This window comes from Seramator thermalis (genome assembly GCF_004138125.1).
GTDB lineage: Bacteria > Bacteroidota > Bacteroidia > Bacteroidales > Dysgonomonadaceae > Seramator > Seramator thermalis.
Map to the genome: position 1 here is coordinate 1 of NZ_RXHS01000015.1, position 24,703 is coordinate 24,703.

A 24,703-nucleotide genomic window follows, 5' to 3' on the forward strand; every position below is an offset into this window, starting at 1 on the left:
CTGCTTTTCTTCTTCCCCGTTAAGCATATACGCTTTAGTATCCATTACCCTTTTGATGGATTGATAGGTCAGAATATCGTTGTCCAGCGCATAGCGGCATACCCGCTCAAAAATTACCGGATCTGTCTTTCGTTGAAGGCTTAACAGTCCATCGCATCTTTTATACTGCACCTCGGGTATCTCTGCCCTTTCAAAAATAACGGCAAACAGCTCAGCCAACAGCTCAGAGTGTTTCCCCGCTTGCCTGATATAGAACTCAGGGCTACGGTCATGATAGAAGTTGTGGCCGGAACCCATATGCGCTTTGACGACAGTATATCCAAATCCGATAGTGCGTAGGTGGGTAGCCACATATACTCCCCGGATATAAATGCGAACCAAACTTCGGGTATAGATGACATCCGCCTCTTCCCCGATATGCGGATAAGGAACGGAATAATAATGTTTGTCACGGGCAAGATAGATGCAGTTGTTTTGAGCTACCCTGAGTTTCGCATAATATTTTATCTCAAAATCTTTTTCCGGAAGTGCTTTCAATAAAGGTTTTTCTTCTGCCAGAAACTTCTCTTCCCGACAATATCCCTTTTGCTGCTGACGAGTTTGATTGTGTTCACGCGTTTTATCGGCTAAAGCCCGGTTTATCTCTTCAAGAGAAAAGAAGGTATGATGGCGAAGCTTGGCATAAACGCGCCTGTACACAATTTTTACCTCGTTTTCAACAGAGGCCTTGTCCTGAGGTTTTCTCACTCGAGCGGGCAAAACTGCGAATCCGTAATGATTGGCAAAATCATCCATCACCCTGTTCAGTTCGGGTTCATACCGGTCTGTTTTAATCACCGAAGCCTTCAGATTGTCTGTAACTACTATTTTGGGAGAGCCTCCCAGATGTTTTAAACAACAGGAAAGAGCATAAAGAAAATCATCGGTGCTTTGCGAGGGAACGGCCATCACAAAAGCATAGTCTGAATATGGGAGACAGGCTACAAACACCTGCGTTTGTATTACTTCTCCACTCTCTCGGTTGATATACGAGACAGTGTCTCCGGCAAAATCCACAAATAGTTTTTCACCCGCATGGTGCTGCAATATGCTTCCCGGTTTGCGTGCTTTGATAATCTGTCCTAAATGAAAACAGAACTGGGAATAACCGTAACCATCCGGATGGCTTTCCCTGTATTCCTCCCAAAGTAGATAGCGTGTCACATGCGGTTTTTTGAGCTCTTCTTCCCAGTAAGAAATCATGCCCTTAAACTCTTCGAAACGATCCTGCTTGTAAGCGGGATTGCCGGCGAAAAGCTTACTCTCCAAAACCGGTTCATCCAGAGCCAATAGCTCTTCAATGCCGGATTCTTGCTCTTTAATCTTACGCACATAGGTATTGACTGTCCTCTTGTATAACCCCAAATCGCCGGCTATCTTTCGGTTCGAAACCCCTTGTGCGTGCAAGCGAAGTACTTGTTTTACCTTACTCATGTTAATTATTATTCCTGCCATACGATTATGTGATTAATTGAAATATCACACAATCTTATGAAAAAGAATCAACAAGCGGGTGGGTATGCGCCGGAATCGGCACGGAGCTGAAAAGGGAAAAAGAAAAAACGTAATATACTTTTTATAAGCATGTTATACTCGGGAAAATGGGTGCATATGCTCCGGAAAAGTATGTATTTTTCCACTACCTTGCATTGTTGGGTGCATATGCGCCGGAATCGTTAGCTCGACGCCTTGTATTCCCTTTTTTTGCTCTCTTTTTTTACAATATGTAAGCCATTTATATGGGATATGTGACAAAATGGTTGATTATCGAAGAATTTTCTATCTTATTAAATCACCGGATTTTGTCCGAAAAGTGGGTGGGCATGCTCCGGATTATCCAGTTGCTTGGTCGATATTAAAGTTTTGTTCTACGATGCTATAGCACAAGGTTGATTTTGCACGGGTAACGAAAAATGCTCCGGCGCTGTTTATTCGATATAATGCCTCAAAATCGACATAAGCCTTGTCCATCAGGTAAATGGCATCTGCATAAAACGGAATTTCATCCAACGCATTGCTGTCGTGATATTTACCGTCGGTAATCAGGATAAATTCCGGTATACTGCCACGCAAATCGAGCAGTGTGTGCATTTTTATGGCACCGCGTGAATATTTGCCTTCTGCCCAAGTAAAAAGATTGATGCTTATGGATATGGTCGTTGAGTCCAACGCAAATATCTCGTTGTCAATATCAATGCCCGGTACAGGAGAGTCGGCATAAAGAGGACGGACAAGGCGTATGAGGTAATTGCCGAAATCGGCAAAAATCCGCCAGTCACGCTGCTCGTTGGCTCGCGAAAGCGTTGTGTGGGCAACGTATTTCTTCATGCCCAAGTGATAAAGTTTGCCTTTGTGCGCTTTTAGACACAGACAGATTGAGCGAAGCGATTCCAAAGAGGTTAACTGTCCGAAAAAAAGTTGTACAAAGTGATTCCAGCAATCGAGTTCATGAATGTGGTAATCCCCCTTGTAACGCTTGACGCATTTGTTGAATTCATATTTGCTCACAAACTCCAACACTTGTGAAAATACATATTTGCCTGAATACATAATAATTTTGAGTTTAGATAATTAAAAACTGCAAAATTATTACTTTTCAAATCAAGTCGTAAAATCAAAAATCGCTTATAATGTATTTAATATTAATTACTTACAAAAATATTTTGAAAATTAACGCACCAGCAGTATAAGCAGATGAAAAAAATTACAACCTATTTATTAATCTTTCTGGGGTTATTGTCATGCTCAAAAAGTCATAATACAATAAATGAAATATTTAAACACAATATATCCCTCCAACATAAAAAGATAATTTATGACGAAGACTACCTGATTGGTAGTTCCGGAAAAATGCTTATTATTGATTCTATTTTGATTACTTTAGACTATAATAACGAACGAATGTTCCATGTATTTGATATAAAAAATAATAAATATATCAATAATCTCGGCGTGAAAGGACAGGGTCCGAACGAATTTCTACACCCTTATTCTTTGATCTATCATTCCCATATTGACTTTCTGTCATACGATCTGTTAGATAATTCCCTAAAAAAAATACGTATTGATTCGTTAATGAATGGAACAATATCTTACGAAAAAATGATTTCTTTTAACTCTATATCCAATTCGATAGTTATTCCTACAAAATACAACAACTATATAGGATTCGGGCAATATGAGTCAAACATGTTTAAATTAATCGATTCGGATGGAAAAGATATTGGATTATTTATGGATTTTCCAACTGATAAAGAGACGAAAACAATCGATCACAGAAATATTGCTCTCGGTTATCAAGGATCACTTGCCATCAATATGGATAGAGATAAGCTTGTATATGCTTCTTTATATGGGACTATCTTAGGCATTTACAATATAAAAGAGAACTCGATCAATCAGGAGTTTTTATTAGTTTATGATTATCCCCAATTTACAGTACAAAATGAAGGAGGAGGAATGTCAAGTCCTATAACCAAAGATGGTATCTGCGCATTCAGGGACATCTATGCAACAGACAAGTATATCTATTCGTTATATTCCGGCAAAACAATTTCTAAGTTAGGGGAAAAGGCTTTTGAAGCCCAAAATATCTATGTTTTCGATTGGGAAGGAAACCCTGTCATACACTATCGTCTTGATGCCTCAATTAATAATATGGCTGTTCTTTCAAACAATAAAAGAATATATGCTATTTCTAACCTGCCGGAACCGACTTTAATCGAATTTGAGATCGATTTGTAATAGTATCTTCTAATAGTCTGGAATTACTAACTTTGCCGGGACAAAAAGTTAAGCATAAAAAGCTTATTTTTGTCAAGGTATGAGACAACAAAGAACACATTATGACAAGACATTTAAAGATAATGCTGTCAAACTAAGTCTCGAGCGGAAGAATGTTTCCGGGCTCGCACTCGAATTGGGCATATCACCCACACTATTGTATCGCCGGCGCAAAAAGTACCAAGAGCGAGGGGAAAACAGTTTTCCCGGCAATGGAGTCCGTTCTCGTGAAGGAGAAGAAGCCGGAAGGGTTGTAGAGTTGGAAAGGCGTCTCAAAGAGGCTGAAACAGAACGTGACATATTAAAAAAAGCTTTAGGCATCATCTCCACGAGCGATCGTTGTCCCCGGGTTTAAAGTTCAGCATGGACGGTAAAAGAGGAGCGATCGATAATATCTTCATTGAAAGATTCCGGCGAAACATCAAATACGAAAAAATCTATCTCGAACCGTCTGATCATGGTTTGGAATTATATCACAAATATACACGCCAAATTAAAGAAAGTTCTTTGACAAATTTTCAATTAGCCCAAACCTTTCATACTTCTCCTGCTACCATAGGGAAACGTGTAAAGACAAAAGCCCACGTCCTCATCAGATCGCATATGCTTTAAATGAACCGGAAGAAAGTTTGGCCGTCTTCATCAGGAAAACTACCCCGTTACCTTTGGATGAAGTATGGGGGATGCTTTTCGTCTATAATCCGCAAATTGCAAGAAGTTCCGTTTATAGAACATTTTATAGAAACCATGTCAATCGGGTTCCGCCGGCAGGAAAGGGAAAAAGCCGAAAAGTTTAAGGAATATGAACCGGGCTGTCTTCACGTGGATGTGACCTATTTGCCTGCGTTCGCTTGATGGAAGACATGGCGGAGTGAGAAAAAGAACAGGGCGTAAAACTCCTTTTCGGGCCGTCGAAAAACCTGTGGTGAGCAAAGCCGAACCATGGTTCGTGTTAAAACATTAAATTTCTAAACAAAATCCTTTCATATTTAAAAACAAAATTTTATATTTGCATCCGAATAAAAGTCCAAGTTTTCACAAACAACTTTGTGAAACTTGACAGGTAATGGATAAATATTTCCACACCGAAGATAACCGGAAGTGGGTATTTACCGAAACGGTTGCAGAAAACGGAAGCCGGAAAACCTTTACTTTAAGGAAACCGGCTGACATATCCAATCACCCGCCATTTGAAAATCAAAATGGATGCAAATCCATTTGATGCCAAGAGGTATGAATATTTTGGAAAAAGGCAGTCTGCAAGACTGCGGTTTGCTCTCACGTAACGTGTAACTTTATCGGACAGAGGCTTGTAAAAGTCAACGAACCGGTTTAATTTCGTGAGAATTAAATTTTGTAACACTTGAACCGTATGCGGGGAAACTCGCACGTACAGTTCTTAAAGGGGAAAGCGGGGGTAACCCCGCTGACCTACGTAATACAAATCAAGAAGAAAAGATTCAGCCGTCTTTAAAGCAGAGGTTGCATTAGCAGCAATTAAAGAACGGAAGATCCTATTTGAATTAAGTGCCCGTTATGGTATTTACCCCACTGTAATAGATCAGGGAACCAAGTTATGAATTTAAAACTACTGAACAATGAAAGCAAGTAAATTATTATTATTAGGTTTTTTTATAAGTGCATTCGCAATGCTTTCTCTCTTTACTTCATGTACTGATGATGAGTTTGAATCTTACAATGAAGTACTTGTAATTGCATCAGAAATAGTTGTAAAAAGTGATGGAAATGCATATTGGGTAAAAAGAAATGGAAGTGACACATGGGAAATGATGCATGCAGAGATTGCAAATTTCCACCATGAAAGAGGGAACGAATATGTAGTTGAAGTGAGCGTAAAAAAAATTAAGGATCCAGGACCAGACCAATCTAATCACTATTATACTCTTATAAAAATCATATCAAAAGAAAAAAAGGATTCGGAAGTTCCTCTTTTTACAACAGATTTTTCATTTTTTCAATGATCGTAGTCCGGCTGTAATTTATGTTGTCTTCTTTTAATCCTTTCCTGATGTAGTTGACAATTTGGTATGCCATTATTCCGAGCTAAATATGTGGCTCTATGTATTCATCCTTTTGATGGTGGATTGGACGTACTTTTAAATCGGTTTTTAAACATCTGAATACAGCCTCCACGCCTCTTGTCATGTTGTACACATCCCATACCTCTGAGTAGGAATGGCGGCCGGACCTTGGTGGGGGGCCTTAGTATCTGTCGGATTTTGGGCGGCATCAGAAATAATGTGTTGATATTATGAATAATATTCTCTATTCTATTATTTGGTTAGCAATCTCTTTGATTCCTCCGTTTATTGTATATTTCGTAACACGTAAGTCTAAAGGAAGACAAACATCGAATAAAACTACGAAAATATATCTGTTGATATTTATTTTTGCTATAATAGCATCAACTTTGATTTATTCATTGTTTGATACTCTTTACTTATCTTTAATCATACTGTTTATATTGGGAGTATTGGCTCTAATCTATCTAATTCATAATCAGAATAGTATTAAAGATGAACATCATGAGAGTGAAGATAAGGAATAGAGGGGGTATTGGTAGATACTGGTTCCCGCATCGATCCTCATCCCCTCAGACCTGCTAGCGAAGGCACCCATTTCAAGTATCTTTTCCTTGACCAGGTTCTTGCGTAACTTGACGCACATGATCACCGGTTGCTTGCGCAGGAATTGGGTATAGCCCCCTTTCTGTTATATCTTTGGCGGAAAGAGTTCCGACAGAAAGGGGAATCCGATTTCCCCGGAAATGGAGTCCGGTCACTGAGTGAAGATGCCAAAAGGATAATTGAGCCGGAAAAACATCCGGGAGAGGTTGAAACGGAGCGTCACATATTAACTATGGGTCTCTGTGTTGAAGATTGTTTTTACTTTGGAACGGGCTTCCTTTTGTATTTCTTGTCCGATAGCAGGCAATGATTCGGATTTCATGTAAGCCGTATTGTTTTCTATAACAGTCAGTGTATCGGATATCTTGATCAATTGATTAAGATCATGAGAAGAAATAAGAATAAAAGCATCCCTTTTTTTCCACTCGTTCAATAATTCTGAAAGGATAGCTGACGACGTGATATCCAGTCCGTTTTCGACAATTTCCCGAATGTGGAAGAAGTCCTTATTTTCGGATCGAGAGCCACGGGAAATTATCGTGAGGGATCGGATATCGATTTGGCTATAATCGGTTCGAACATCACTTTCGACGAAATATTGGAGATTTCATCTCGAATCGACGATCTGGGATTGCTTTACAACGTGGATGTATTGAATTACGATCAACAAAAGGGAACTTCAATAGGCAATGAAATAGACAAATACGGAAAAACCTTTTATCGAAAAAAAGCCAATCGGATCGCCATATCACGTTAATCTTGATTCTTTTGACTCGTCGTTAAATGAATCAAATGTCGTTATCGCACAAGTGAGGGCATCATTGTTTTCTTCTCCTGAATGCGAGTCAAAAAATTATCATTAAACCTTCAAGATGCCTCCAACTCGATGGGTAACGACATACTTGCAATGGCTAAACCCAATCGGTTAATTCTTTGCCGAATCGGCGCGAGCTTATACGAAATCAGAACCGATAACCTACCGAGAAAGAACCGCGAATGAAAGCCCACGGACCATCGATCTTTATATTTGCAGAATGTTCGTCTACGCTTACCTCGCTTTTAATCATTGGAATATCTTCCAGCCCATCTTCAATGTCCTGTTTTAGTGTTTGTTGATCTTCTGGCGAAATAGTTTCGTCCGTTATGCCCGTAAAATCACCCGAACTTTTCCCGCCATGAACGCCCAGAATAGACCAATCCAGGACAATGTTCTTTTTGGAGCCCACCAACCACTGACATCCCAGTAGGATTCCACCACTATGGGTATTGAGTGAGCCATCCACATCAATAGTGCGTTCGTCATCATTGTCATCGGTAAAAGTCGTCGAAAGTTGATAAAGTGTAAATCGTTCGTATCGGTAATAGGGCGCTATATAAAATCCGCCCCCATAGCCTGATGCCAAATAAAAACGAACTTCGGGAGTAAACGAAAATGTTCCCAATCGAATGCTTTTTGCAGATTCATCATCGGTGAATTGCCCGATATAGGGCACTCCTCCCTTTGGCATGACATTGTAACTCAAAAGCACACTAACTCTTTTACTGAGGATTCGTTCGGCATAAAAGGAATAATTTCTAACGGCCGCTCCCAACAAATTGAACTTAACGATAGTTTGGCCATCCAGAAAACCGTAAGACAAATAATCAGGTTTGAGTGACGTGCTGTTCTGCGAAAACAGGGAAAACGACAGAAATATCGTTAGCCCCAGGACAATACTTCTTTTCATAAGGCCTCGAATTTAGTTTTAATCCGAAGCAAATTTATATAATTTTTCTCAACAAAAAAATAAATTAGCATTTATTTATCGCATAGAGTAGAAATAAGTATGATATTTAATAATTAACGTATTACAAATATTTCTTTCGTCGAACTTGGGGGAAATTTCAGACCTGAATTTTATGTTTATTATAGTTTTATTTTTATTTTTTTTGCTCCCGACTCATTGTTAAAAGCATCCAGAGCCGTCACCACGTAAGTGTATTTTTTCTTCCCTCCTTCGTAAGGAAATAAATAAAAATTATCAGGGGTCACTTTCACGATATTTTCGGCCCGACGGATATCGACCTTTTCGCCATCGCGAAAGCGATAAACGACATAATTCTTAGCCTTTTCGGGATTGGTGGGGTCATTTTCGCGATCCCAAGCCAAAAAGTGCATGTCTTCGGTGTAAACTTCTTTCAGGTTTTTCACTTTTTTGGGTTTCCCGTCGAACATGTGTGTATAAGCCGGCAACAGCGCTTTGGCTCGATGTATTTCGGTTTTCAACAAACTTGTTACCCCATCGGCATTATCCAATATCAAATATCCATACCAATAGCAATTCCCGTTTACAAACGACATTTCACGCGATTGACGAATTTTGGTTGGTAATTCGTTTTTGTCCATGCTTCGCTTTAAGTCCTGCCCGATGTATAATTGTTTGCCACTGTTGTTTGCATTCCACCAATGAAGCAAAGTGGTATAATCGGCCGCCCGATGTCCAATTTCCCAATAAAGTTGGGGCATGTTGTAGTCGATCCATCCTTTTTCTGCCCAAAGTTTGACGTCAGCATAAAGATCATCGTAATTCTGTAAGCCGTTGGTTTCGCTTCCCGAACCGTCGGGGGTACTTTTTTTGTTGCGGTAAATTCCAAACGGACTTACGCCAAATCGCACCCAAGGCTTAGTGGCGGCAATCGCGTATTTTATTTCTTGAATCAATAAATTCACATTGTTCCTGCGCCAATCATCGCGCTGAGTAGCCGAAAATCCTTGCTTGGCCGCATACATCGAGAAACTTCGATCGTCCGGAAACGGCTGTCCGGCAATAGGATATGGATAAAAGTAGTCATCCATGTGAATGGCATCTACATTATAGCGCGAAACGATGTCGCGCACAACATCGCAGATGAAAGCCCTGTTTTCGGGCAAACCTGGATCGAAAAACAATTGCGTGCCATATTGAATAAATCGTTCGGGATATTTCCAATAAATATGATTGGGCGCAAGTTGTGTGCTCATGCTCGTTTTCACACGATAAGGATTAAGCCATGCATGAAGCTCCATCCCTCGCTTGTGGCACTCTTCGATCATCACGGCAAGAGGGTCGAAAGAAGGATCGTCGGGTGCTTGTCCCTGACGTCCGGTAAGGAATCGGCTCCACGGCTCGAGATTCGATTTGTAAAAAGCATCGGCCTCCGGTCTCACCTGAAAAATTACGGCATTGATACCGGCCTCATCCAGTCTGCGAACCATGTCGGCGATATATTGCTTCATGGCCGCGCTGTTCATCTGTTGATATCGAGTCTGGCCTACTGTTTGAATCCACGTGCCTCGAAATTCTCTTTTGGGAGTTGGATCGGCCACACGAACGAGAGTGGGCTTTTTTGACCCGCAAGCGGAGATAAAGGCCAGGAAAACGAAGATAACGACAAATCTAAAAACGGTACGTATTGAATTCATTGCAATGAAATTACGATTAAACGGGAGTGAAAATAGGATGCTCGTCATCCAGCAAATGCTCGGGCGTATATTGCTGAGGATAGATTACCACTCTATTATAATTGGGAAAATTATTCTCGAGACGTGTTGGTAAATCGTCTAAAATGGAGAGATAAGATATATAGCCCGGATGAGCGGATACCACGATAAGCAAATCATCCGGCTTTATGAAACTCTTGCATTCCAGCGGATCGGCCCAATCGGTAAATGTCTGAAAAGTAAACAAATTTTTAATGTTTTTCTGGTTCGATATTATTTTGTGCGTATTGGGGTGTCCGAGGTGAAGAACAGGTGCCGAAAGTTCTTGTGATAAAGTTGCGATTTTATTGACCCACACTTCAAACCCGTATTCTCTTTCGGCAAGCGGTGGGGAAATTACCACAATCCGATTATGGGTTATTAACGGTTTTTCCAAATGACAAATAAACAAGTTTTTATCGAGCTTCTTTATTGTCGTTTCTACTTTGTCTCCAATCCATCTTTCGAACAGTCCCATCTTACCCGGCCAACCCATAAACACAATATCGGCCATTGTTTCGCGAGCTGTTCGCACAATGCCGTCAGGAATATTATGATCAATTGTTGTAATGATGTCCACTTTTAATTCGGCCGCAATTGCCGAATTAACCGATTCCTGCAATTCTCTTCTAAAATTGATGATATTTTTTTCAGCTTCGATATTATTAGACACAACTCCGAGTAACGAAATGGGATTTTCCGACTTTTTATCCTTGATAAAAAAAGCAAAATCGATTAAATGCCCTATATTGGGAGGATTGGCAATGGAAACCAATATTTTCTCCTGCGCAAATGTCCCCATAAATGATTTCGTAAGCTGACCATTATTTTGTTGCAATGCAATCTCGCGAGCCGCTTTTTGTGTTACTACCGAAGACACGACACATGTTAGCAAAATCAAGATAATGGTTCCGTTGAGTATGTAATCATCCAATATTCCGGCATGAAAACCCGTAATAATAATAGCCAGGGTGGCTGCAGCATGAGAGCTGCTCAGTCCGAAAATCAGGTTACGCTGGGAGGCCGAATAATGAAATATTTTTTGAGTAAAAAAAGCCGCGACATACTTACCGATAAGCGCCACCAATGTTAATACCAGAGCCACCTTGATTGTGTTCCATCCATCCATTACAACACTCAGATTCACGATCATGCCTACCGAAATAAGAAAGATAGGGATGAACAATGCATTGCCGAAAAAATCGATTCGATTCATCAAAGCAGAAGAGTGAGGTATAAGTTGATTCAATGCAAGACCGGCAGCAAACGCTCCGATAATGGCCTCCAAACCTCCCATTTCAGCCAAAAAGCCACAAAGAAAAAGTATGAAAAGAACGAAAATATAATGAGAATATTTATCGTCTCCGATTTTTTGAAAAAACCATCGGGCAAGCTTCGGAATAAATAAAAAAACAATTACCGAGAAAACCGCGAGTGAAACAATCAATCGCAGCCAAAAAGAAAATGGTAACCCGCTCTGTCCTCCGGTGGTGACAATTGTCAGAATAATTAAAACTACGACATCCGTAAAAATAGTCCCTCCAACGGTGATGGCAACCGCCTGATTTTTGGAAACTCCCATCCGACTAACGATAGGATAGGACAATAACGTATGTGTGGAAAACATGCTGGCCGTGAGAAAACTGGTCAAAGACTCGTATCCCAAACCAAATCTGCATACCGGATAGCCGATCAAAAGAGGAAACATAAAAGTTAGCGCCCCAAAAAGAAGACTTTTGTTTTGATGTATTCTGAAATCGTTAAAATCCAACTCCAATCCTGCCGTAAACATGATATACATCAGGCCGATAGTCGAAAACATCTGCATAGTTGCATCGTTGGATATTAAATTTAATCCGAATGGGCCGATAATGATACCCGCGAAAATCAATCCGATAATACTCGGTACGCGTATCCGGTTTAAAATGATGGTTACTAACAAAACAATGGTCAACAAAACCAGAAACACAATAACAGGATTGGATAATGGTAATGAAAATTCATGCGAAAAACTGCTTAGTAATATTGTTCCCATATCCAATCAAAATTTGTGGCGATTATAATCTATAAAAGTATAAAAGGAAAATCTGCTTAACATGTTCACAAAAATAATTATTTTTTTGTTTTCATCCCGAAAGATGCTTCTTTAAAAGTCACCAAAACAGACAAAAACAAAATTGCCTCCTTTATTCAACTTTAGAATTAACCGAATAAACAGCTCAAAACCGTATTTGATAAAAAATCATTACTTTTGCAAGTTATTTTCGCAGCTTATGAATTCCAATCAAATCGAAATAAAAGGTGCACGCGTCAACAACCTCAAAAATATTGACGTAAACATCCCTCGCAATACACTCACCGTTATTACCGGCCTTTCGGGTTCCGGAAAATCTTCGCTCGCTTTCGATACTCTTTATGCAGAAGGTCAACGACGTTATGTAGAAAGTCTCTCGGCTTATGCCCGACAGTTTCTCGGACGAATGAACAAACCCGAATGCGACTATATTCACGGCATTCCGCCGGCAATTGCCATCGAACAAAAAGTTACCACCCGAAACCCGCGATCTACTGTTGGCACTTCAACAGAAATTTACGAATATCTCCGACTCCTTTTTGCACGCATCGGGAAAACAATCTCACCGGTTTCCGGTGTCGAAGTCAAAAGACATTTCGTTTCCGACGTTGTGGACAAAATGCTCGAATATCGCCCGGGAACGCGAATGGCAGTTCTCTCGCCCATTCAGTTGCACAACAACCGAACGCTTGCCGAACAACTCGAAATCCTGATGAAAGAAGGCTTTTCGCGCGTAGATGTCGGAGAACAGTTTTATCGTATTGACGAGCTTCTCGCGCAAAAGGAATTACCTTCCAAAGAAGATATTTTATTGGTTATCGATCGACTTTCGTGCTCATCGGACAAAGCAACCGTCAACCGGCTTTCCGATTCGGTAGAAACTGCATTTCTTGAAGGCAATGGTGAATGTGTAGTCCGATTTTGGACCGAAAACGGCATCGAATCGTTCGTCTTTTCCAATCGCTTCGAAGCGGATGGCATGACGTTCGAAGAGCCTACCGATTTGATGTTCAATTTCAACAGCCCGATCGGGGCCTGCCCCAAGTGTGAAGGCTTTGGTAAGGTAATCGGCATCGACGAAAATCTGGTGATTCCCGACAAAAGCCTTTCGGTTCAGGAAGAATGCGTGCAATGCTGGAAAGGCGAAAAAATGAGCGAGTGGCAGAAAGAATTCGTCCGCAATGCCTACAAGGCCGATTTTCCGATTCACAGGGCATATTATGACCTCACCGATAGCGAGAAGGACATCCTGTGGAATGGTCGGCACGACTTGGGCATCTATGGCATCAACGATTTTTTCGAAATGCTCGAGCAGAATCTTTACAAGATACAATATCGCGTCATGCTGGCCCGCTATCGGGGGAAAACCGATTGTCCCGTGTGCAAAGGTTCGCGACTTAAGCCCGAAGCGCTTTACGTGAAAGTGGGCGGTCATTCCATTGCCGATTTGGTACTCATGCCGGTAACCGAACTAAAGGAATTTTTCAACCATCTCGAATTGAGTGATACCGACAAAGCTATTGCGGAACGATTGCTGACGGAGATTCACAATCGTCTGCAGTTTTTAATCGACGTAGGATTAGGTTACCTCACGCTCAATCGTCTTTCCAATACCCTGTCGGGTGGCGAAAGCCAACGCATCAATTTGGCTTCGTCACTGGGCAGCAGCCTGGTGGGATCACTCTATATTCTCGACGAGCCGAGCATCGGATTGCACTCACGGGATACTCATCTGCTGATCAACGTATTGCGCGATTTGCAACAATTGGGCAATACCGTAGTCGTGGTTGAGCACGACGAAGAAATCATTCGCGCAGCCGATTACATCATTGATATCGGGCCCCGAGCCGGACGATTGGGGGGTGAAATAATGTATCAGGGAAAAGTATCGGAAATCGAACGAAACACCGACAGCTACACCGTGAAATATCTGACTGGTGAAGAGCAAATCGAAGTGCCACACAATCGTCGCAAATGGAACAACTACATCGAAGTGCGTGGCGCACGTCAAAACAATTTGAAAAATATTACCGTTAAATTTCCACTGAATGTAATGACCGTCGTTACCGGCGTCAGCGGTTCGGGAAAATCGTCGCTCGTAAACGATGTGTTATATAATGCCTTGCAATATCATTACAAGGGGACATCACTCGAGAATGTAGAATTTAACGGAATCGGCGGCGATTTGAGGCTAATTAAAAATGTTGAATACGTCGATCAAAATCCCATCGGACGTTCTTCACGGTCGAATCCCGTAACTTATATCAAAGCCTACGACGAAATCCGAAAACTATTCGCCGCACAGCCTCTTGCAAAACAGATGAATTTTTCGCCGGCCTATTTTTCTTTCAACGTCGAAGGCGGGCGGTGCGAAGAATGCAAAGGAGAAGGCACTATTACCGTAGAAATGCAGTTCATGGCCGATATCAAGCTCGAATGTGAATCGTGCCACGGAAAACGATTTTCGCAGGAAGTGCTCGATGTGGAATATCATGGCGTTAACATCTACGATGTGCTGGAAATGACCGTAAATCAGGCTATCGAATTTTTTGGCGCACAAAAAGGGGCTACCGAAAAGAAAATCGTAAAACGATTGAAGCCGCTGCAAGATGTCGGACTCGGATATATTAAGCTGGGACAATCGTCGTCAACTTTATCGGGTGGCGAAAATCAGCGTGTGAAACTTGCCTATTACCTCGGGGAAGAAAAAAGTGAGGCAACTCTATTTATCTTCGATGAACCGACAACCGGCTTGCACTTTCACGACATAAAAACGCTGCTTCGTGCTTTCAATGCACTTATCGAACGTGGCCATACCGTGCTCGTCATCGAACACAACATGGAAGTGATCAAATGTGCCGACCATATCATCGACATCGGCCCCGAAGGCGGAAAGGCCGGAGGTTATATCGTTTGTGAGGGAACGCCCGAAAGAGTTGCCTCCTGCCCCGAATCATATACCGGTCAGTTTCTCAAAGAGAAACTGTCGATAAAATGATCGGAAAACACAAGCTACGTACTACCAAGAAATTTGATCGGATTCGGGAAATCCTTGTCAAAAACTAAACGTATTGGAGCCCGATTCGAAATCCGATAGCGAAAATAAACCTGCGCCCAATACCACAAAAAACAAAATAAAATAAAGAACCAAGATAATGGCGGACCACAGCAGTGATGCTTTTGCCCAACTCACCTTATTCGGATTATGGTTGCCTTCGCTGAATGCCCAAATAAACAGAAAAACAATATTGACAACCGGAACGAGCATAATCAGGTAAGTGATGATCCAATCCTTCACTTTCATTACCGGAGCATTGTTCGACTCCTTTCCTCCTTCAGAATTCGAATTAACGGGTTGTTGGTACGCCGGTGCTGCCGTAGTTTCCTGCACTGTATTTGTCGCGGGATAACCCTGCTCTGCAAACAGAGATTGCAGCTCGGCCACCTCGTCGGCACGCATCCATTGTGTCATGCCCTGCGTCCACACAAGCGTTTCCTTGCGGATATGTTCATTTCGAAGCTCTTCGGGTGTGTAGGTTCCCTTTTGTTTGCCATCGATGTCGATATAAAAGTAATGATTCATAATACGTTATATTAATTGTTATTTATATTGAGCAGGAGTAACCGTTATATCGTGAACGACATTTTGTAGGGAATCCCTATAAAAATATCGAAGCGTAACATCATTATCCCGGAATATGCGCAAATCGGGACTTGATGCCACTTGTGAACGAATATTTTCAGAAATAGTCTGTTTCAGTTCTCTGAAAAGCGAATCGGCATTCGTGGTATTCAAAATAGTATAATAATAACAAAATTCGTTATCCTTTGTCACAGAAGCGCTGTCAAAACGCGTGAAGCGATCGAGCATCACAGGCGTTGAACCATTCAGATTCGAAGCCATTTCGTTCAGCTTATGGTTAAGCTCCCTGTTTTTGGAAGTACATCCCCAAAAAGAAATCAAATATGGCAGCGATATGAGGGAAAAAAGCAATAATAATCTTTTCATAAGAATGCGAATAAGTTTACAAATTTAAAAAAGTTTTAAAAGCCAAAGAGGAAATATTCGGATTATTTTTCAAGGTTCTTTTTGAAATAGTGTGGGTAGATAAAAATAAAGGTTACTTCATAAATTACAGATGGCTCGCTTATTTCAATATTTATTACTCAAATTCCGCTCTTCCTTTTCCATTATCCTTATCAATTCTCAATTCCCCTCATAAACTGTCCCCTTAAGATAAGGGGACAAGTGCTGCCTGCAGGCAGTGCAGGGGTTATGTATGATACTACACTTTAATTGCAAAAATCTAACTTCGCGTCTTAGTGTCTTCGTGGCAAATATTAGCCACTAAGGTTCAAAAAAATCAATGGATAATTGATAATGCACAATGGATAATTCCCCGATTCAATGATTCTCTGTAATTCGCAATTCGTAATTCCCATTTCTCTACTTCTCCACTTCTTCCAAATTATCAATTGTTCGAATGGGACTATCGCCGTATTTGCGTCGTATTTGCGTCGTACTTCGCTCTTGTTGACCTTGTACAAACTCCAAAAAGAAAATTTTTCAAACTTGAAGCTGAAAAACAGTAAGTTGTTGCTTTCTACCATCCCACCTCCGGATCTAATAGATTTCAGTAACCGGCAATGAGCCCTTCCCATTTAGATTGACCAATATTGATGTGATGACACGTATTTTTACCGGTAACTCTTTATTGCCTGTAAATTGATTCACAAGCATTTAAAAAACATTGGCAGGATGTCTCACGACATTCTGCCAAACTTGTTAACCTTAAATCTAATACTATTATGAAAAAACCACGATGCAAATATAAAAAAGAAATAAAAACGCAGCAAATAATTTCAATAAAAAATAAATTTTTTTCGAAATATATCATTTTGTAAGTTGCGTGGCTAAATTGCAGGCAAACCCATACCCGTAATTTTACGATATAAATCGAGAGCATAAACATCGGTCATACCGGAAACATAATCCACCATGGCCTGAATTTTTCCATACAGTGATGAGGCAGCAGTTTCGTATTGTTCCGGTATGCGGTCAAGCAAAATACGCGAATAGGCATGATTCGGAGTGAGTGCAGCATCGATAAATTTTTCAAGCAAAAAGCCGATGATTCGATATCCGGCAATTTCGACGTCCAATACCTCTTTCGATCGGTAGATGGACGAGACGGCAAATTGCGAACATTCGGCATAAGCCTCTTTGGTTTTTGATGAGATCCGCTTAATAAGAGAGCCTTCGAATTCGCCGGATAGCAATAAATGTTCATTTTCGAGAAAAACATCCACACACTCATTCACCAATTCGCCGATAACGCTTGCCCGCAAATATGCAATCTGCTCGTTGACGTCGCTCACGCGAGCCAGCGTCTGCATTCGCCTTTCTTTGCGAGGCTCATCAAAAAAATTCAGAAACAATTCGATCGCCTTCTCGGTAGTTACCAAATGCAGTTTGTGGGCATCCTCGATGTCCATCACCTGATAACAAATATCGTCAGCCGCTTCCACCAGAAAAACCAACGGGAAACGTGCAAATTTAAGCGGCTGTTCATTCACTGTTGCAATGCCAAGATCGCCGGCAATAGTGCTATAATCGGATTCTTCGGAAGCAAAAAAACCGAATTTGTTTTTTCCGCCACTCAGTTCCGACGAAAAAGGATATTTAACTATGGATGCTATGGTAGAATAAGTGAGGGCAAATCCCCCTTCTCGCCGTCCTCTGAACTGATGAATGAGTAAACGCAAAGCGTTGGCATTGCCTTCGAAACACGTGAAATCCGACCAACGGCTACCTTCCTTTTCGATTTGCGCTTGCAATGACTTTCCTTTTCCTTCCGAAAAAAATGTGGATATCGCCTGCTCTCCCGAATGGCCAAAAGGAGGGTTTCCCAAATCGTGAGCCAAACAGGCAGCCGAAACAATCGAAGCAATTTCTTCGAAATGTGCAGGCGAATCGGGATATCTTCGGCGCAATTCTCGACCTACAATTTCGCCCAACGAACGTCCTACGCTCGAAACCTCCAAACTGTGCGTCAATCTGTTGTGCACAAAAATACTACCCGGCAAGGGGAAAACCTGTGTTTTGTTTTGAAGGCGACGAAATGGCGACGAAAAAATCAATCGATCATAATCGCGCTGATATTCCGTGCGATCATGCGTCTTTTCGTCGTGGTACGATTCCATGCCGAAACGCTTAGTGGATAATAGCTGCTCCCAATTCATCGTGTTGTTTTCTTCATTGTCGCAAATATACGACATTTAATTGGTGAATAATACTTTCGAAACAGCTTTCTATCTACTTGTTTAGCCGCTGCGTTATTTAAACTAATTATAAATAATTGATCAAACAGGGAATGATTCTCGGAAAAAATATGCAACTTTGCATTTCGAAATAACAAAAGAGATTAACCACACATAAATCATATATAATAGATGCGTCTTTCCGAACTACATACGGGAGAAACAGCATACATTCTGAAGGTTAATGGGAATGGTGCATTCCGAAAGCGTCTGCAGGAAATGGGATTTGTTCGTGGGCAAGAAGTCAAGGCGATTCTTAATGCCCCACTCAAAGATCCTATCAAATACGAAATCATGGATTATGAGGTTTCGCTTCGCAGAAGCGAAGCGGTCATGATCGAAACAACCATGCTCCGGGAGGAAGTTGAGCAAAAGAAAAAACAATGGCAATCGGATGCGGAAATCGATACGGACGAAGGCTTTACATCCCGCACCGGCGAATCATCCGAATCGATTATCCAGGAAAATCGGCAGCATAAAGTGCCCAAAAACATTAAAGTTGCCCTGGTAGGCAATCCCAACAGCGGAAAAACGTCTATCTTCAATTTGGTCTCGGGAGCACACGAACATGTGGGCAACTATAGCGGAGTAACGGTAGATGCCAAAGAGGGCACACTGCACCATCAGGGATATACTTTCACATTGGTAGATTTGCCGGGAACGTATTCGCTTGCCGGCTACACGCCCGAAGAATTGTATGTGAGAAGATATATCGTGGAAGAACAACCCGACATTGTCATCAATGTGGTAGCTGCATCGGCAATCGAACGAAGTCTGTATCTCACCACCGAATTGATCGATATGGAAGTGCCAATGGTGATTGCGCTCAACATGTACGACGAACTCGAACAAAGTGGTCGGAAATTCGACTACAGGTCGCTAGCCACAATGATCGGGACACCAATCATTCCCACCGTTGGTAAAAAGGGACTTGGAATTCCTCAACTGCTCAACGAAGTGATTCGTTTTTTTGCCTCAACCCAACAGCAAAATGCATCTCATCCCCACATCCCCTACGGAAGAGTATTGGAACGTGCCATCGAAATTATGGAACGAGAGTTTCAGCACATCGATATCACTCCTTTCAGACTTCCCTTGCGATATATTTGCATCAAACTGCTTGAGGGAGATAGCGAAATCGAACGCATCATCCGCCAATTACCCAATCATCAGAATATTTTCGCACGTCGCGATAAGGAACGCGCCTATATAGAGAAATTACTGCATGAGGATGCCGAATCGGCATTCACCAATGCCCGATACGGATTTATTGCCGGAGGCCTTGAGGAAACTTTGAGCGAAAGGCGTTATTTTTCGGAAACTACCCGCAAAATCGATGCGATTGTTACGAATAAATACTTGGGATTTCCGCTGTTTTTCCTCTTTATGTGGATCATGTTCGAGGCCACCTTCAAACTGGGAGAATATCCAATGCAGGGAATCGAATGGCTGGTGGAAATAATCGGCAATTTCGTGCGAAGGAATATGGCGGACGGACCATTGAAAGATCTCATTGTGGACGGAATTATCGGCGGTGTTGGGGGCGTAATCGTTTTCCTTCCGAATATTGTGATTCTCTATCTTTTTATCGCTTTCATGGAAGATTCGGGATACATGTCTCGCGCTTCCTTCATCATGGATAAAGTGATGCACAAAATGGGATTGCACGGCAAGTCGTTCATCCCGCTCATCATGGGCTTTGGATGCAATGTGCCGGCCATTATGTCCACACGAACCATCGAAAGCCGAAGCAGCCGAATGATCACGATGCTCATCGTGCCTTTCATGTCGTGCAGCGCACGTTTGCCGGTATATCTGGTTTTCGTCGGAATATTTTTCAGTAAATACGCGAGTCTTGTACTTTTAGGATTATATGTTACCGGGATTTTGCTGGCTGTTTTATCGGCACGTCTTTTCCGAAAAACGCTTTTCACGGAAGAGGATACGCCATTTGTAATGGAACTTCCACCCTATCGAATGCCCACGCTCAAATCCATTATCATCCACATGTGGGACAGGTCGAACCAATATCTTAAAAAAATGGGGGGGCCTATTCTTCTTGCTTCAATCGTTATCTGGTTTCTGGGTTATTTTCCACGAAACATGCAGCGCGAGGCAGCTTTCGATCTACAGATCGAAACAGTAAAAAGAAGTTTTACTCAAAACCGCATCGATGAACAAGCTAAAAACACGATGATTGCCGATATCGAACATATCCGAATGACCCAACATCAGGAGAATTCGCTCATCGGACAAATCGGCAAATTTATCGAACCGGTTATGCGCCCATTGGGATTCGATTGGAAAATTTCGGTAAGTCTGCTTTCGGGAATGGCAGCCAAAGAGATTGTCGTAAGCACGTTAGGCGTTCTTTACGCCGGCAACGATGATAATCAGACTTCATTGCAAGAGCGGTTAAAGGCCGAAACATATCCCGACGGTAGGCCTGTTTTCACTCCATTGGTAGTGATCGGATTTCTGCTCTTCGTGCTCATTTATTTTCCGTGCATCGCAACCATTGCCGCTATCAAAGAAGAATCGGGTTCGTGGAAATGGGCTGCATTCAGCATTTTCTATTCCACAGGCTTGGCTTGGATGGTGGCCCTGCTGGTGCATCAAATCGGATTGCTTGTGGCGTCATAAACTTTCAGAAAAAAAAATTGTTTTAGTAGCATGGATATACAGTTGATTATTGTTTTCATTATCGGCATAGCCGTTGCAGTAAAATTGGGATACGAAATCTATAAATTTTTCTTCGTGAAAAAAGACTCCCCCTATTGCAACGGATGCACCATGTGCAAAATACCTGATACAAAGACGAAAGCATAAAACTCCGGCTTCACGTCTGTTTATCGCATCAACTTCGTCAATACTTCGATATTTTTATCGGAATCAGGTTTTTTGCCTTCTACCGTGTATAAATAGGCAGTGCGCGAGGCATATTTTTCGTAAACTTTGTGTTTCACGATTTTCAAAGTCGAATTCACCATACCGTTATGCTCGGTAAAAGGTTCTTCCAAAACGGCAAAGGCCGACGGAATCCAGCGTTCGGGAAAAATTCCACCGAATTTTCCATCCTTCAGATATTGGTCTATTTCATTTTCGATAATCCGTGCAGCTTCAATCGGATCATGCGTAATCTTCTTCAATTGTTCGACGTTGGGAACAACAAGCGCCGTAGTATAAGGACTTTGGTTGTTATAAAGCACAATCTGCTCTATATATGGCGATTGAGCCATAATGGATTCTTCGATACCCTCCGGCGAAAACTTCTCGCCATCACTCCCGATCAGCAGCGATTTGGTGCGTCCAAGTACAAACAGGAAGCCGTCTTCATCCAGATATCCCATATCGCCCGTTCGCAACCATCCATTCACAATCGTTTCTTTGGTAGCTTCGGGATTTTTCCAGTAGCCTTTCATTACGTTTCCTCCGCGAATGACAATTTCGCCTCGCTCCCCGATAGGAAGTTCATGAAAATCATCGTCCACTATTTTGATATCCATGTGCGGCACGGGTTTGCCCGATGATCCCATTTTGTGCTCGTACGGCGTGTTCGACGAAATCACTGGAGTAGCTTCCGACAAACCATATCCCTGATACATGGGAATGCCGATGGCATAAAAAAAACGCTGCAATTCGATATCGAGCAAAGCACCGCCTCCGATGAAGAAATCCATATTGCCGGCAAACGATGCGCGCACCTTCGAGAAGATGAGCTTGTCGTAGAACTTAAGCATCGGTTTTTGCCAAAAAGGCGCTCCTTCGCCCTTATTATATCCTTCCTTGTTGTATGCGTAAGCAAGTTTCAAAGCTCTTCTGAAAAGCTTTTCGGTGGTTGCTCCTTTTTTTTGGATTCCTGCTTCGATGCTTTTTCTGAAATTGGCAGCCAATGAAGGCACACTCAAAAGGATGTGCGGGTTGACAGCCTGAAGACTTTTCGGAACATTTCGAAGCACTTCCATAGCCGTTTTCCCCATCGCAACCGATGCTACTGAAGCTCCACTTTTCATAAAAATATAAATTCCGGCTGTATGGCCGAAAGAGTGATCCCATGGCAGGATGAGCAATGTCCGGTAATACGAAGGGATCCCGTGCAGCAGTTCCAACGACTGCTCCACATTGCAGGTATAATTTCCGTGCGACAGCATGATACCTTTCGGATTTGCGGTGGTGCCCGAAGTATAGGAAATATTGGCCAGCGTGTCGGAGGTTACCAATTTTGCCCGTTCCCTAACTATATTCGGATTTTCCCGAAGATGTTCTCTTCCGGCCTCAACCACCTCATCGAAGAAAATCTCGTCCGATTCCAATTTATCAACGGGATCGAGAAGAATATACCGTTTCACGGTTTGTAGCTTGTCTTTCAAAGGACGCAATTTCGCAATCTGCTGATCGGAAGCAAGCACCATACAACATTCCGAATGATTGATCCGAAAAGTGATATCCTGTTCCGTTTCGAGTTTCACCGAAAGAGGTACGCTTGTTGCAGCAGCCGAAAGTATTCCCAATTCGCCGATCACCCAATTATTTTTCCCTTCCGAAATCAATGCCACACGATCCTCCGGTTGCAAACCCATCGAAATAAGTCCGCCAGCAAAAAGCCGTACCTTCTCATGCACCTCGCTGTAGGTCATCGAAATATAATCTACGCCCTTGCGCGCTTCATACAAATAAGGATTATTTCCGTATTTGGCAACGGCCTCATCGAACATTTGCAAAATCGTTTGGCTCATAATTTTTGAAAAAATGATATTCGACAAAACTACAATTTTTTTTGAAATTATATGACGACGGCAAACATTCGAGTTTTATTCTTCACATTTTTTGTTGGTAAACCTTTTGAACTCGGCGTTTGTTATAGGTATCTTTGCAGTCTGTTATTATGAATATTGTAAGGAAAATCCGGCAAGACAACACCAATGATCCTCACCTTTTAGGCAAAGGCGACATCAAAAAACTACTTGTACAATACTCGCTTCCGGCCATTTTGGGAATGGTCATTACTTCCCTCTATCATATTGTTGACAGTATATTTATAGGACACGGCATTGGAGCACTTGCATTATCGGGGCTTGCCGTAACTTTTCCTATAATGAACATTCTCGCTGCCTTTTCAACCCTCATCGGAGTGGGTGGAGCCACGCTTACCTCAATTCGACTCGGAGAGAGGGATGAAGCGGGAGCACGAAGTATTTTGGGCCATGTTACAATCCTGAATGCTGCAAACTCAATATTGTTGTGTAGCATCACATACATTTTTCTCGATCCAATCCTCACCTTGTTTGGGGCTAATGATCTGTTGCTACCCTATGCTCGCGACTTCATGTCGGTATATTTGATTGGAACTCCGGTTGTTTTTGTGTTTATTGCGCTCAACAACATAATGCGAGTAACCGGATATCCACAAAAAGCAATGCTTTCGTCATTCATAACAGTCATCGTGAATATTATTCTTGCACCTATATTCATATTCGTTCTAGGGTGGGGTATGAAAGGCACGGCTTTAGCCACTGTCCTATCACAACTAGTAGGGCTGATATGGGTTTTATCGCATTTTCTCAATAAAAAAAGCTTCATTCATTACACCAAACAATCTCATAAACTTTCTATCAAGACTATTTCGGCGATGCTTGCCATCGGACTTTCTCCGTTTCTCATCAATCTCACATCGAGCCTCATTGTTTCCATAATCAATATCGAATTGATGAGATACGGCGGTGAGATGGCAGTTGGAGCTTATGGAATCATCAATCGCGCCATCACATTGTTTATCATGATTGTTATCGGACTGACGATGGGTATGCAACCTTTGGTGGGGTATAACTTTGGCGCCGGCAAGATGGATCGCGTCTTTCGTACGTTAAAATATGCAGCCATAGGCGGTGCGGCCATCACTACGACAGGATTTCTGCTTTCCCAAATTATTCCGGCATATATAGTCCGATTATTTACCACCGATGAAGAATTACTAATGATTTCTACTCGCGGACTACAAATTATCACAGCCGTATTTCCGTTAGTTGGAGCACAAGTGGTTATCACCAATTTTTTTCAATCTGTAGGAAAAGCAAAAATTTCGGTATTTCTTTCCCTTACCCGACAATTGATATTCTTATTGCCATTCCTGCTTCTGCTCCCACCCGTTTTTGGGTTGGATGGTGTTTTCGGTAGTCTTCCCGCCGCTGACGTCGTGGCATTTGTAGTCACATTCTTTACATTTATCCATCAGACAAAGAAAATGGAAAAAGAATATGGCATCAAGGTATTGAGAAAAACAAAAGCCGATAAAAAATCGGATGATAAGAGGCAACAATCAATCGATGCATCATAAAAAAA

Annotated in this window: 18 protein-coding genes; 9 read left to right on the forward strand and 9 right to left on the reverse strand. The window is 41.9% G+C overall.

Going from position 1 to position 24,703, the window contains the following annotated elements:
- The coding region (gene istA / locus EJN84_RS10240; RefSeq protein ID WP_238944001.1) for an IS21 family transposase at positions 1 to 1,473 on the reverse strand (1,473 nt) is incomplete at its 3' end.
- A gap of 399 nt (positions 1,474 to 1,872) precedes the next feature.
- Positions 1,873 to 2,589: an IS4 family transposase gene (locus EJN84_RS10245; RefSeq protein WP_129595338.1), complete on the reverse strand. Its 717-nt coding sequence runs from the start codon at positions 2,587 to 2,589 to the stop codon at positions 1,873 to 1,875.
- 144 nt (positions 2,590 to 2,733) lie between these two features.
- On the opposite strand from EJN84_RS10245, the gene EJN84_RS10250 reads away from it, so the two are divergent.
- The 6 genes from EJN84_RS10250 to EJN84_RS10270 all read left to right on the forward strand — a co-directional run bounded on the left by EJN84_RS10250 (position 2,734) and on the right by EJN84_RS10270 (position 7,227).
- A complete protein-coding gene (locus EJN84_RS10250) occupies positions 2,734 to 3,783 on the forward strand; it encodes a BF3164 family lipoprotein (protein WP_129595339.1) in 1,050 nt (349 codons plus the stop codon).
- Positions 3,784 to 3,862: 79 nt separating this feature from the next.
- Positions 3,863 to 4,177: a transposase gene (locus tag EJN84_RS10255; RefSeq protein ID WP_129595340.1), complete on the forward strand. Its 315-nt coding sequence runs from the start codon at positions 3,863 to 3,865 to the stop codon at positions 4,175 to 4,177.
- Between the two features lie 257 nt (positions 4,178 to 4,434).
- Complete coding sequence (locus EJN84_RS10260; RefSeq protein ID WP_129595341.1) at positions 4,435 to 4,677, forward strand: hypothetical protein; 243 nt, start codon at positions 4,435 to 4,437, stop codon at positions 4,675 to 4,677.
- A gap of 743 nt (positions 4,678 to 5,420) precedes the next feature.
- The gene (locus EJN84_RS10265) at positions 5,421 to 5,804 is read left to right on the forward strand and encodes a DUF4377 domain-containing protein (protein WP_101486862.1); all 384 of its coding nucleotides are present in this window, start codon (positions 5,421 to 5,423) and stop codon (positions 5,802 to 5,804) included.
- Positions 5,805 to 6,534: 730 nt separating this feature from the next.
- Positions 6,535 to 6,780: a transposase gene (locus EJN84_RS12565; protein ID WP_394343093.1), complete on the forward strand. Its 246-nt coding sequence runs from the start codon at positions 6,535 to 6,537 to the stop codon at positions 6,778 to 6,780.
- Positions 6,781 to 6,933: 153 nt separating this feature from the next.
- Positions 6,934 to 7,227, forward strand: a complete 294-nt coding sequence (locus tag EJN84_RS10270; protein WP_101487644.1) for a nucleotidyltransferase domain-containing protein — start codon at positions 6,934 to 6,936, stop codon at positions 7,225 to 7,227.
- 205 nt (positions 7,228 to 7,432) lie between these two features.
- On the opposite strand, the gene EJN84_RS10275 is transcribed toward EJN84_RS10270, so the two are convergent.
- From EJN84_RS10275 to EJN84_RS10285, 3 genes are all read right to left on the reverse strand, one after another.
- Entirely contained in the window at positions 7,433 to 8,197 is a 765-nt protein-coding gene (locus tag EJN84_RS10275) for a DUF3575 domain-containing protein (protein ID WP_129595342.1), read from the reverse strand.
- 179 nt (positions 8,198 to 8,376) lie between these two features.
- On the reverse strand, positions 8,377 to 9,912 hold the full coding sequence (locus tag EJN84_RS10280; RefSeq protein ID WP_129595343.1) for a glycoside hydrolase family 10 protein: 1,536 nt from the start codon (positions 9,910 to 9,912) through the stop codon (positions 8,377 to 8,379).
- A 16-nt stretch (positions 9,913 to 9,928) separates the two neighbouring features.
- On the reverse strand, positions 9,929 to 12,004 hold the full coding sequence (locus EJN84_RS10285; RefSeq protein WP_129595344.1) for a cation:proton antiporter: 2,076 nt from the start codon (positions 12,002 to 12,004) through the stop codon (positions 9,929 to 9,931).
- A gap of 238 nt (positions 12,005 to 12,242) precedes the next feature.
- Between EJN84_RS10285 and uvrA the strand changes: the two genes are divergently transcribed.
- On the forward strand, positions 12,243 to 15,041 hold the full coding sequence (gene uvrA / locus EJN84_RS10290) for an excinuclease ABC subunit UvrA (RefSeq protein WP_129595345.1): 2,799 nt from the start codon (positions 12,243 to 12,245) through the stop codon (positions 15,039 to 15,041).
- A gap of 57 nt (positions 15,042 to 15,098) precedes the next feature.
- Here uvrA and EJN84_RS10295 read toward each other — a convergent pair whose 3' ends face one another.
- From EJN84_RS10295 to dgt, 3 genes are all read right to left on the reverse strand, one after another.
- Entirely contained in the window at positions 15,099 to 15,626 is a 528-nt protein-coding gene (locus tag EJN84_RS10295) for a DUF4339 domain-containing protein (RefSeq protein WP_129595346.1), read from the reverse strand.
- Positions 15,627 to 15,644: 18 nt separating this feature from the next.
- Positions 15,645 to 16,052: a hypothetical protein gene (locus tag EJN84_RS10300; RefSeq protein WP_129595347.1), complete on the reverse strand. Its 408-nt coding sequence runs from the start codon at positions 16,050 to 16,052 to the stop codon at positions 15,645 to 15,647.
- Between the two features lie 905 nt (positions 16,053 to 16,957).
- The gene (gene dgt / locus EJN84_RS10305) at positions 16,958 to 18,286 is read right to left on the reverse strand and encodes a dGTP triphosphohydrolase (RefSeq protein ID WP_129595379.1); all 1,329 of its coding nucleotides are present in this window, start codon (positions 18,284 to 18,286) and stop codon (positions 16,958 to 16,960) included.
- Positions 18,287 to 18,496: 210 nt separating this feature from the next.
- On the opposite strand from dgt, the gene feoB reads away from it, so the two are divergent.
- Positions 18,497 to 21,007 carry a ferrous iron transport protein B gene (feoB, locus tag EJN84_RS10310; protein WP_129595348.1) on the forward strand — a complete coding sequence of 837 codons (2,511 nt, stop codon included), beginning with the start codon at positions 18,497 to 18,499 and terminating at the stop codon, positions 21,005 to 21,007.
- 206 nt (positions 21,008 to 21,213) lie between these two features.
- Here the strand turns inward: feoB and EJN84_RS10315 are convergent, their stop codons facing one another.
- A complete protein-coding gene (locus tag EJN84_RS10315) occupies positions 21,214 to 23,100 on the reverse strand; it encodes an AMP-dependent synthetase/ligase (protein ID WP_129595349.1) in 1,887 nt (628 codons plus the stop codon).
- A 149-nt stretch (positions 23,101 to 23,249) separates the two neighbouring features.
- Here EJN84_RS10315 and EJN84_RS10320 point away from each other — a divergent pair, with 149 nt between their 5' ends.
- Positions 23,250 to 24,698 carry an MATE family efflux transporter gene (locus tag EJN84_RS10320; protein WP_129595350.1) on the forward strand — a complete coding sequence of 483 codons (1,449 nt, stop codon included), beginning with the start codon at positions 23,250 to 23,252 and terminating at the stop codon, positions 24,696 to 24,698.
- Positions 24,699 to 24,703: the final 5 nt, after the last annotated feature.